The following is an 11020-nucleotide window of genomic DNA, read 5'->3' on the forward strand; positions in this document are numbered from 1 at the left end:
CGCCGTGGCGACGGAAGAGGCGTCCGGAGGGGCAGCCGGCGACGGCGGGGCGGGCAGCCTCGCCTTCGTCACCATGACGGTCGGCGACCTGCGCCTCGCCCTGCCGATGTCGTCCGTGCATGCGGTAATCCGCCCGCCGGAACTGGTGCGCATCCCGCTGGGCCCGCCGGGTCTGGAGGGGCTGGCGCATTGGCATGGCGACGCGGTGCCGGTGCTGGACCTCGCGACGGCGCTCGGACGGGACGGCGGGACGCCCGACACGCGCGAGACCCGCGTGGTGCTGGTCGGGCATCGCGGCCAGCCGGTCGGCCTGCGGGTGGACGCCATGGCCGGCATCCTGCGCAGCGACCCCGACCGCGTCGACCCGGTGACCGCCGAGGATGGCGGGCTCGACCCCGCCATGCTGGACGGCCTGCTGCGCGACGGCCCGGCCACCATCCTGAAGCCGGACGTCCTGATCGACCGGCAGTTCGGCGATCCGGGCGAGAGCGCCCGGACGGCGAGCGCGGGCGGGCTGGTCGGCAGTTTCGGGCAGGTCACAGGCCCAGGCGATGACCGGAGTGCCGGCGCCAGGGCCGCGGGCGTGATCGACCGGCTGGCGCTGCTGGTCTTCGAGGTCGCCGGGCAGGAATTCGCCCTGCCGGTGGAGCGCGTGCGCGAAGTGCTGCCGGCCCCGCGCGAGATCGCCCGCATGGCGCGGTCCAGGGCGCATCTGCTGGGGGTGATGTCGGTGCGCGACCGGCTGCTGCCGCTGGTGGGCCTGCGCGCGCTGTTCGGGCTGGACGGCGGTCGGGAACAGGGAGCCGGGGAGCAGGGGGCCGGACGGCGGGTGGTGGTGGTACGGCCCGGCCAGGGGCAGGCCCCGGTCGGCGTCCTGGTGGACGAGGTGCGGGAGATCCTGCGGCTCGACGCCGCTCAGATCGACCCGGTGCCGCCCTTTCTCGCCCGCGAACCGGAATTCGAGGATTTGGACGGCATCGCACGGGCGGATGGCGGGCGGCGGCTGGTCTCCGTCCTGTCGGCCGGGCGGTTGTTCCTGCATGGCGCGGCGATCGGTGCCGAAACAGGTGTTGGTGAGGGGAGCGACGGCATGGAACCGGCACGGCCTGCGGATGCGGGCAGCACGGGCGGCATGGCGGAGCGTTTCGTCGTCTTCAGCCTCGCCGGGGCGGAATACGGTCTGCCGGTCGCCGCCGTGCGCGAGGTGCTGCGCCGGCCCGACAGCATCACGCCCCTGCCCAATGCTCCCGACTTCGTCAGCGGCGTGCTGACGCTGCGCGGCGAGGTGCTGCCGCTGATCGACCAGCGCCGGCTGCTGCATCTGCCGGCGGCGGGGGGCGAAGCTGCCGCCGGGCTTGCACGTGGCCGCGTGGTGGTGGTCGGCCGGGACGGAGTTGGCCGGGATGGGGCGGATGCCGCGCGGGTCGGGCTGCTGGTCGACGGGCTGTCCGGCCTGCTGACGATCCCGGCGGAGCGGATCGGTCCGGCTCCGGCGGTGTCGGCGGCGCAGCGCCGGCTGATCCGCCGGGTCGCGACCCTGGTGCCTGCCACACTGGGCGCCGGCTCCGCCGCGCGCCTGATCCTGCTGATGGATGCGGAAAGCCTGCTCGACATGGACCGGCTGGCCGGCCTGCTCGTTACCCAGCGGTGACGGCTCGATGGGGGACGGCGTGCTGACGGTGCTGGTGGTGGACGATTCCGCGTTGATGCGCCGGCGCATCGCGGAGCTGCTGACCGAGGCCGGTTTCCGGGTGGAGACCGCCGCGACGGGGGAGGAGGCCCTGGCGCGCCTGCCGGTCGTCGATCCGGACGTGGTGACGCTCGACGTGACCATGCCCGGCATGGACGGGCTGACCTGCCTCGCCCGCATCATGGTGGAGCATCCCAAGCCGGTGGTCATGGTCTCCGCCCTTACCGGCGCCGGCGCGGAGGAGACGCTGGAGGCGCTGCGGCTGGGGGCGGTGGAGGCGGTGCAGAAGCCGGCCGCCGGCTCCATCGGCCGCATCGGCGAGGAGCTGGTGGAGACGGTGCGCGCCGCCGCGTCGTCGCGCCCGCGCCGGGTGCATGGCCTGCGCGAGCGGCTGCGGCTGGCCCGCGCCCGTATCGCCGGGGAGGATTTCGTCGCTCCCGAAGCGCCGCTGCCGGCCCCGCCCGTGGGAAAGACCGCTGCGGGCGCGGAGGGGGACGGGGTGGTGCTGGTCGGCGTGTCCACCGGTGGACCCAGCACGCTGGAGGACATCCTGCCGCTGCTGCCGGCCGATTTCCCCTGGCCGGTGGTGGTGGCCCAGCATATGCCTGCCGCCTTCACCGCAACGCTGGCGCGGCGGCTGGACGAGTTGTGCGCCCTGCGCGTGCTGGAGGTGGAGCGGGCGACGGTGCTGGAGCCGGGCATGGTCTGCATCGCCCGCGGCGGCGCCGATGTGGAGCTGGCGCGGCGCGGCGGCCGGCTGCAGGCGGTCTGCGTGCCGGCATCACCCGACCGGCCCTGGCATCCCAATGCCGACAGGCTGGTGACCAGCGCCATGCGGCTGCTGCCGCCGGACCGGCTGGTCGGGGTGCTGCTGACCGGCATGGGCAACGACGGCGCCGCGTCGATGGCGGAGCTGCACGCCCGCGGCGGACGGACCATCGCGGAGTCGGAGGACAGCGCCGTCGTCTTCGGCATGCCGCAGGATTTGATCCGGCGCGGCGGTGCCGGCATCGTGCTGCCGTCGGACCGCATCGCCGGCCAGCTGACGCGCTGGCTGATGCCTGCCCAGCGGCGGGCCGGCGGGCACTAGGGAGGACGCCATGGGACTGGTGAAGAAGAAGGCCGGCGCGACGCCATCCGGTCCTGCGGCGCCCGATGCGCAAGTCGATCGGATGGCCGATCCGCTGGCGGCGCTGGAGGATGCCGACGCTTCGGTCCGCCGCGATGCTGCCCATGGCCTGGGCCATGCGGCGCCTCCGGGGGCCGTCGCGGCGCTCGCCCGCCGGCTGGAGACGGAGGGGGATGCCGGCGTGCGCGAGGCGATCCTGACGGCGCTCGCTCGCATTGCGACCGGCGAGGCGGCGGCGGCATTGCTCCCCTTCCTCGACCGCGAGGACGCGGCACTGCGCAACGGCGTTCTGGAAAGCCTGCAGCAGATGCCGGCGGAGGTCGCCGCCCCGGCCCTGCTGCCGCTGCTCGGCCATGCCGACCCGGATCTGCGCATCTTCGCGGTGCAGGGGCTGGGCGGCCTCGCCCATCCCGGCCGGGCCGACTGGCTGGCGGCGGTGATGGAGCGGGACGCCGACGTCAATGTCGGCCTCGCCGCGGTGGAGGCGCTGGCCGAGGCCGGCAGCCCGGAGGCGCTGTCCAGCCTGGAAACCCTGGCCCGGCGCTTCCCCGACGATCCCTTCGTCGCATTTGCCGTCGATGCCGCCCGCTCCAGCTTCCGGGGCGGGTGAGCGCGTGGCCGACACCGAACCGGACGGCCTGTCGCCGGAGGACTATGCGACCCTGTGCGATTTCCTGCGGGAACGCACCGGCCTGTCCTTCACCGAGGCCAAGCGCTATTTCGTCGACCGCCGCGTCGCCGCCCGCATGCAGGCGGTCGGCGCGACAAACCTGCGCGCCTACCTGAACCTGCTGCGCTTCCAGGCGTCGGGGGAGGAGCTGCAGCGGCTCGTCAACCTGATGACGGTGAACGAGACCTATTTCTTCCGCGAGAAGTACCAGTTCGACTGTCTGGTGAAGTCGGCCCTGGACGAGCTGGTGCGGGACAGGCCGAAGGGCTCGCGGCTGCGCATCTGGTCGGCCGGCTGCGCCACGGGGGAGGAGCCCTATTCCATCGCCATCATGCTGCTGGAGAATTGGGGCCGCGTGGACGATTACGAGATCGAGCTGCTGGCGTCGGACATCGACAGCGCGGTGCTGGAACGCGCGCGCGAGGGCATCTATGACGAGCGCGCCCTGCAAGGGCTGCCGGCCCATCTGCGCGCCAAGTATTTCCAATCCCTGCGCGGGACGGCGCCTGCCGGGGGGCCGCGCTGGCAGATCATCGAGGACTTGCGGGAGTCGGTCGATTTCTCGCTGGTCAATATCGCTGACCCGCAGCAGGTGCGCGGATTCCGCGGGATCGACGTGATCTTCTGCCGCAACCTGCTGATCTATTTCGACGATCTTGGCCGGCGGGAGGCGGCGAGCATGTTCCACGATTCCCTGGCGCCGGGCGGCTTCGTCTGCCTCGGCCATTCGGAAAGCATGAGCCGCATGTCCTCGCTGTTCGTCCCGCGCCGCTTTCCCGACGCGATCCTCTACCAGAAGCCAGTGGACGGAGGTGCGCCATGACGGATGGACCGCGCATCCTGGTGGTGGACGACGCCGTGACCGTCCGCGCCTTCGGCCGCCGCGTGCTGGAGGCCGAAGGCTTCGTGGTGGACGAGGCGGTGAACGGCATCGAGGGGCTGGAACGGGCGATGGCCGTGCCGCCCGATCTGGTGATCGTCGACGTCAACATGCGCAAGATGGACGGCTACACCATGCTGCGCGTCCTGCGCCGCGATCCGGTCTTGCGCGACGTGCCCGCCATCATGATCAGCACCGAATCCAAGGACAGCGACCGCGAACAGGCGCTGCTGGCCGGCGCCAACTGGTACATCGTGAAGCCGCCGCGGCCGGAGATGCTGGTGGAGGCGGCGCGGCTGCTGACCGGCCGTCCGCTTGGACCGGAGGGGGCGCCATGAGCGAACTGTTCGACCAGTTCATCGTCGAGGCGCAGGAGCTGCTGGAGACCGCCGGCGGCGCGCTGCTGGCGCTGGAGCGCGATCCCATCGACCGCGCATCGGTGGACGAGCTGTTCCGCGCCTTCCACACGCTGAAGGGGGCGAGCGCCCTGTTCGACATTGCGCCCTTCACCCGGCTGGTCCATGCCGGGGAGGACACGCTGTCGCTCCTGCGCGACGGCCGGCGCGCCCTGACGCCGGAGCTGGCCGATCCGCTGTTCCGCGTGCTCGACCAGTGCGCCCGCTGGGTGGCGGCGCTGGAGACTGCCGGCGCGCTGCCCGACGACGCGCCGACCGCGGCCGACGCGCTGGTCCGCGGGCTTGCCGGAGACGCGGCGGCGGAGGGCACGGCCGCGGCCGGTGGGGAGGCGGAGGCTTTCCCCTGGCTGGCGGCGCTGACGGCGGAGGAGAGGGCAGGGGCGGGCGATGGCCGGCTGACCGCCATCGACTACCGGCCCGATCCCGAGTGCTTCTTCACCGGCGACGATCCGCTGGCGCTGTTCCGCCGGGTGCCCGACCTGCGGCTGCTGCGCATCGAGGCGGCCGAACCGTTGCCGGCGCCGGCGGAGATGGACCCCTACCGTTGCGTCCTGCACTTCCACGCGCTGAGCGGTGCCGATGTGGAGGCGGTGCGGCCGGCCTTCCGCAGCGTGCCGGATCAGGTGCACATCGCCGCCGTCACGCTGAAGCCTGCCTTGAAGCCTGCCGTGATTCCCATTGCCGTGGCGCCGCCGGACTCGCTGGCCGCACGCATGCTGGAGGAGCAGGGGCGGATTCTGGAGCTGCCCGGCAGCGCCGTGGAACGCGACTCCCGCCGCGCTGCGGTGGCGCGGGCGGTGGCTGCGATCCTGGTATCGCTGGGGCGTCCGGCTGATCGGCGCATGATCGAGGCCGCCTGTGCCGATGCCGGCACGCTGTACCGCTTCCTCGCCGAAGGGCCGGCCCGTCCCGCTGCACCCGAAGCGCCGCCCACCGCCATCCCCGCCGCCCGCCGCGCCCTGCGGGTCGAACCGGAACGGATGGACGCGCTGATGGCCCTGGTCGGCGAGCTGTCGGTGGTGAAGGGGCAGTTGGGGCCGCTGCTGCGCCGTGCCGAAGACGGTGAACTGGCGACGGAGTTGCGGCGCGACCTGAAGGGCTTCTCCGCCCGGCTGGACACGCTGGTCGGCGACCTGCGCCACGCGGCGCTGCGCCTGCGGCTGCTGCCGCTGGCCCGCGTCTTCGATCCGCTGCCGCGGCTGGTGCGCGACACCGCCCGCCGGCTGGACAAGATTGTGGAGCTGATGCTGGAAGGGGCCGAGACGGAGGCCGACAAGGACATCCTCGACGTGCTGGGCGAGCCGCTGCTGCATCTGGTGCGCAACGCGCTGGACCACGGCATCGAGCCGCCGGACCGTCGCATTGCCGCCGGCAAGCCGCCCGGCGGCACCTTGCGGGTCCGTGCCTTCCAGGACAAGGACGGGGTGGTGGTGGAGGTGTCGGACGACGGCGCCGGCATCGACCCGGCGGCGATGCGCCGCGCCGCCGCCGCCAAGGGGCTGCTGACTCCCGACGCCGCCGCGGCGCTGTCCGACGCCGACGCGGTCCGGCTGGTCTTCGCCCCCGGTTTCAGCACCGCGGGCGCCGTCTCCGACCTGTCGGGCCGCGGCGTCGGCATGGATGCGGTGCGCGCGGCGGTCGAACGGGCCGGCGGCCGGGTGGAGATCGCGTCCACCCCCGGTGCCGGAACGCGGGTGCGGCTGTCGCTGCCGCTGACGCTCAGCATCACCCGCGTGGTGGTGGTGGAGGCGGCGGGCGCGCTCTACGGCATTCCCGTCGCGCTGGTCGGCGGCATCCAGCGGGTGCCGCGCGCCGCCATTCGCGCGGTGAAGCGGGCGGAAAGCGTGGTGCTGCGCGACCGGGTGGTGCCGCTGGTCCGGCTCCGCCGCCTGCTGGGCCAGCCGGAGGACGTCCGCGTTCGCGAAACCGACTGCGTGGTGCTGGCCGAACTGGGCGACGGCCCGGTCGCGGTGGCGGTCGACGATGTCGGCGAGCGCGCCGACGTGGTGCTGCGCCCGATGACCGGCGTTCTGCGCAGCCTGCGCGGCTATGCCGGCACGGCCGCTCTGGGTGACGGCCGCCTGATCCTGGTGCTCGATTTGCGGGAGCTGCTGTGATGCCGGTCCGGTTCGACTCCGACCTCGCCCGTTTCGAGGCCGCCTGCACGGCGGAAGAGGCGCTGCCGCTCGCCGAATGGCTGGAGGCGGCGGCAGCGCCGCGGGTGGATTTGTCCGCCTGCACCGAGCTGCACACGGCCCTGCTGCAATTGCTGCTGGCGGCAAGGCCGGCGCTGGCGGCAGCGCCGGAGGATGCCTTCCTGGCCCGTTGGGTCGGGCCGCTTCTGGCGAAGGCCGGGTGAGGCCGGCTTACCGCTCCACCGCCACCGGGACGTTCAGGGCGTTGCGCTTGGACACCGCCTCGTAGACCGGCGGGAAGGCGGGGCGGTTGACGTAGCGGCCGGCGCCGCGGACGGCGCGGCTCTCGCCCAGCGCATGGACGATGCGGCCCTGGCTCAGCGTGTAGGCCGGGGTGCCGGTGACGGTCATGCCTTCGAAGATGTTCAGGCCGACCTTCTGCATCTGGGTCTTGGCCGAGATGGTCTTGGTCGCCTTCGGGTCCCACACCACCAGATCGGCATCCGCCCCGACGCTGACCGAGCCCTTGCGCGGGTAGAGGTTGAAGATCTTGGCGGCGTTGGCGGAGGTCACGGCGACGAACTCGTTCATCGTCAGCCGGCCGGTGTTGACGCCGTGGGTCCACAGCGCGGTCATGCGGTCCTCGATCCCGGCCGTGCCGTTGGGGATTTTGGTGAAGTCGTCGCGGCCCATCGCCTTCTGCTCCGCGCAGAAACAGCAATGGTCGGTGGCGGTGGTGTGCAGGTGCCCGGCCTGAAGTCCGCGCCACAGGGCGTCCTGATGCTCCTTCGGGCGGAAGGGTGGGCTCATGACATGGCCGGCGGCGAAGTCCCAGTCGGGGTTGCGGTAGACCCCGTCATCGATCAGCAGATGGCCGGCCAGCACCTCGCCGAACACGCGCTGGCCGTCGTTCTGGCCGCGCTCGATGGCGGCGAGCGCCTCCTTGGCCGAGACGTGGACGATGTAGACCGGCACGCCGAACACCTTCGCCACCTGGATGGCGCGGTTGGCGGCCTCGCCCTCCACCTCCGGCGGGCGGGAGAGGGGATGCGCTTCCGGACCGGTCAGCCCTTGGGCCAGCAGCTTCTTCTGCAATTGGAAGACCAGCTCGCCGTTCTCGGCATGGACGGTGGGGATGGCGCCCAGCTCCAGGCAGCGCTGGAAGCTGTTCACCAGCGTCTCGTCGTCGGCCATGATGGCGTTCTTGTAGGCCATGAAGTGCTTGAAGCTGTTCACGCCATGGTCGGCGACCAGCGTGCCCATGTCCTGCCGCACGCTCTCGTCCCACCAGGTGACGGCGACGTGGAAGCTGTAGTCGCCGGCCGCCTTCTCCGCCCAGCCGCGCCAGGTGTGGTAGGCCTCCATCAGGCTCTGCTTCGGGTTGGGGATGACGAAGTCGATGATCATCGTCGTCCCCCCGGCAAAGCCGGCGGCGGTGCCGCTGAAGAAGTCCTCCGTCGTCACCGTGCCCATGAAGGGCAGTTCCATGTGGGTGTGCGGGTCGATGCCGCCGGGCATGACGTAGCAGCCGCCGGCATCCACCACTTCGGCCCCCGCCGGTACGGCCAGCGTGTCGCCCACCGCCGTGATGATGCCGTCCTGGCAGAGGACGTCGGCGCGGCGGGTGTGCTCGGCGGTGACGACGGTGCCGCCGCGGATCAGGATGGTGGACATGCTCGGGCGCTCCCTCAAAGGATTGGTTGGGCGGAGTCGATGGGCGTTTCGGCTATTTGTGGTTCGGGCAGGCCGGCGACGCGCAGGACCATGCGCAGCACCTCCGCCGTCATGGCGGCGAAGTCCTGGCGGGTCAGGCTGCGGCGGCCCAGCACCTTGCGGATCTGCACGTCGAAGTCAGCGTAATGCTGGGTCACCGCCCAGATCATGAACAGGAACTGGCGGGCGTCCACCGGAGCCATGCGGCCGGCGGCGACCCAGCCGTCGATGACGGCGGCCTTGGCATTGACCAGCGATTTCAGGTCTTCGGCCAGAAAGCGTTCGACCTGGGTCCCGCCATGCAGGATCTCGTTGGCGAAGACCTTGGAGGCGTGGGGCCGGGTGCGCGACGCTTCCATCTTGGCGGTGACGTAGGCGGTCAGCGTCGCCGCCGGATCGGCGTCGGGGGTGAAGGAGGCGATCGGCGCCAGCCACATGCGCAGGATGTTGTCCAGCACCGCGCGGTAGAGGTCCTCCTTGGTGCCGAAATAGTAATGCAGGTTGGCCTTGGGCAGGCCGGCCCGCTCGGCGATGTCGGCCATGGTGGCGCCGGCGAAGCCGGCCTCGGCGAAGATGCGTTCGGCCGCCTTCAGGATGCGCTCGACGTTCTCACGCCGGATGCGGCCCTGGGGCGAGGTGGTGTCGGTGGTGTCGGCAGCCGTTCGCGCCATCGCTTTTGCCATTGCTGTTGCTAAGTGCCCTCTCCCGCCCCGGGAGAGGGAGGGGACCCGCGCCGTCAGGCGTGGGGAGGGTGAGGGGTGAGGCACGAAGCCATGCGGTTCAGGATTCTTGCATTCCCCCTCACCCTTCCCATGCTCCGCATGGGCCCCTTCCCTCTCCGGGACGGGAGAGGGAGAGTATCAGGCGGGCGCTTTCACCTGCTCCGCCATGGCGTCTGCGCGGTCGAGCACGGCGTGCAGCAACACCTCGCAGCCGGCGGTCGACCATTCCGGGGTCGTTTCCTCGACCTCGTTGTGGCTGATGCCGTCGATGCAGGGGATGAAGACCATGGCCGTGGGCGCCACCTTCGACAGATAGCAGGCGTCATGCCCGGCGCCCGAGACGATGTCGCGGAAGCTGTGGCCGGTGCGCTCCACCCCCTTGCGGACGGCGGCGACGCAGGTCTCGTCGAACTTGATCGGGGCGTAGTACCAGATCTGCTGGAAATCGCTCTCCAGCCCGATCTCGCCGGCGATGCGCTCCACCTCGGCGCGCAGCTCGCCGTCCATGGCGGCGAGGATGCCGTCGTCCGGGTGGCGGAAATCGACGGTGAAGAAGACGCGGCCGGGGATGACGTTGCGGCTGTTGGGGTGGATCTGCATCAGCCCGACCGTGGCGCAGGCCAGCGGGCCGTACTTCATGCCGATCCGGTTCACCGCATCGACGACGCGGGCCGCTCCCAGCAGCGCATCCTTGCGGCGGACCATCGGGGTCGGGCCGGCATGAGCCTCCTGGCCGGTGAAGGTGATCTCGTACCAGCGCTGGCCCTGGCAGTCGGTGACGACGCCGATGGTCTTGCCCTCGATCTCCAGGATCGGACCCTGTTCGATGTGGGCCTCGAAATAGGCGCCGACCTTGCGGCCCCCCACCTCCCGGTCGCCGGCATAGCCGATGCGGGCCAGCTCCTCGCCCATCGTCTTGCCGTCCAGGTCGGCGCGGGACAGGCCATAGTCGAGATCGAACACCCCGGCGAAGACGCCGGACGACACCATGGCCGGGGCGAAGCGCGAGCCTTCCTCGTTGGTCCAGACCGCGACCTCCACCGGGGCCTCGGTGACGTAGTTCATGTCGTTCAGGCTGCGCACCACCTCCAGCCCGGCCAGCACGCCATAGACGCCGTCATACTTGCCGCCGGTCGGCTGGCTGTCGAGATGGCTGCCCATGATGACCGGCGGCAGGCTGTCGTCGCGGCCGGGGCGGCGGGCGAAGATGTTGCCCATCCTGTCGACCGTCACCGTGCAGCCGGCCTCCTCGCACCAGCGCACGAACAGGTCGCGGCCCTGTTTGTCGAGGTCGGTCAGCGCCAGCCGGCACACGCCGCCCTTGGGCGTGGCGCCGATCTGCGCCATGTCCATCAGGCTCTGCCACAGGCGCGAGCCGTTCACGGCGACATTCTGCGGGGTGGACATGTTGCTCTCTCCTGAACGGAACGGCGCCCCATCCTTCTTCGGTCGGGCCGGCGCCATCTCTGTTTCGACGTCATCCCCGCGAAGGCGGGGATCCAGAGTTTCGGAAGCGGTCCCTGCGGCAAGGCCTGGATCCCCGCCTTCGCGGGGATGACGGCCGAGGGGGGCTTTATTCGGCGGCTTCGGGGACGCGCATCGGGTTGCGGGCGTCGTTGGGCCAGGTGACGTAGGGCAGGTCGGTCTGCTCCGGGACCATGGTGA

At 71.5% G+C, this 11020-nt stretch carries 10 protein-coding genes; 7 read left to right on the forward strand and 3 right to left on the reverse strand.

Features of this window, described 5'->3' with window-relative positions:
* Positions 1-4: 4 nt before the first annotated feature.
* Genes F1643_RS08550 through F1643_RS08580 form a run of 7 tightly spaced genes read left to right on the forward strand, consistent with a single transcriptional unit; the run spans position 5 to position 7144 of the window.
* Positions 5-1651, forward strand: coding sequence for a chemotaxis protein CheW (locus F1643_RS08550; RefSeq protein ID WP_370540528.1), 1647 nt, complete (start codon positions 5-7; stop codon positions 1649-1651).
* Between the two features lie 19 nt (positions 1652-1670).
* Positions 1671-2780 carry a chemotaxis-specific protein-glutamate methyltransferase CheB gene (gene cheB / locus F1643_RS08555; protein WP_194912600.1) on the forward strand — a complete coding sequence of 370 codons (1110 nt, stop codon included), beginning with the start codon at positions 1671-1673 and terminating at the stop codon, positions 2778-2780.
* Between the two features lie 10 nt (positions 2781-2790).
* Positions 2791-3429, forward strand: coding sequence for a HEAT repeat domain-containing protein (locus F1643_RS08560; RefSeq protein WP_194912571.1), 639 nt, complete (start codon positions 2791-2793; stop codon positions 3427-3429).
* A 4-nt stretch (positions 3430-3433) separates the two neighbouring features.
* Positions 3434-4312, forward strand: coding sequence for a protein-glutamate O-methyltransferase CheR (locus tag F1643_RS08565; protein WP_370540529.1), 879 nt, complete (start codon positions 3434-3436; stop codon positions 4310-4312).
* Positions 4309-4707, forward strand: a complete 399-nt coding sequence (locus F1643_RS08570) for a response regulator (RefSeq protein ID WP_194912575.1) — start codon at positions 4309-4311, stop codon at positions 4705-4707. The genes F1643_RS08565 and F1643_RS08570 overlap by 4 nt, the downstream gene beginning before the upstream one ends.
* The gene (locus tag F1643_RS08575; protein ID WP_194912576.1) at positions 4704-6902 is read left to right on the forward strand and encodes a chemotaxis protein CheA; all 2199 of its coding nucleotides are present in this window, start codon (positions 4704-4706) and stop codon (positions 6900-6902) included. The genes F1643_RS08570 and F1643_RS08575 overlap by 4 nt, the downstream gene beginning before the upstream one ends.
* Entirely contained in the window at positions 6902-7144 is a 243-nt protein-coding gene (locus F1643_RS08580) for a hypothetical protein (protein ID WP_194912578.1), read from the forward strand. The genes F1643_RS08575 and F1643_RS08580 overlap by 1 nt, the downstream gene beginning before the upstream one ends.
* Before the next feature lie 7 nt (positions 7145-7151).
* Here F1643_RS08580 and hydA read toward each other — a convergent pair whose 3' ends face one another.
* From hydA to F1643_RS08595, 3 genes are all read right to left on the reverse strand, one after another.
* Positions 7152-8594, reverse strand: a complete 1443-nt coding sequence (hydA, locus tag F1643_RS08585) for a dihydropyrimidinase (RefSeq protein ID WP_194912579.1) — start codon at positions 8592-8594, stop codon at positions 7152-7154.
* Between the two features lie 14 nt (positions 8595-8608).
* Positions 8609-9304, reverse strand: coding sequence for a TetR/AcrR family transcriptional regulator (locus tag F1643_RS08590; protein ID WP_255542551.1), 696 nt, complete (start codon positions 9302-9304; stop codon positions 8609-8611).
* A 189-nt stretch (positions 9305-9493) separates the two neighbouring features.
* Entirely contained in the window at positions 9494-10762 is a 1269-nt protein-coding gene (locus F1643_RS08595; RefSeq protein WP_194912582.1) for a Zn-dependent hydrolase, read from the reverse strand.
* Positions 10763-11020: the final 258 nt, after the last annotated feature.

Origin of the sequence: Azospirillum sp. INR13, assembly GCF_015390205.1 — a bacterium.
Taxonomy (GTDB): Bacteria; Pseudomonadota; Alphaproteobacteria; order Azospirillales; family Azospirillaceae; genus Azospirillum.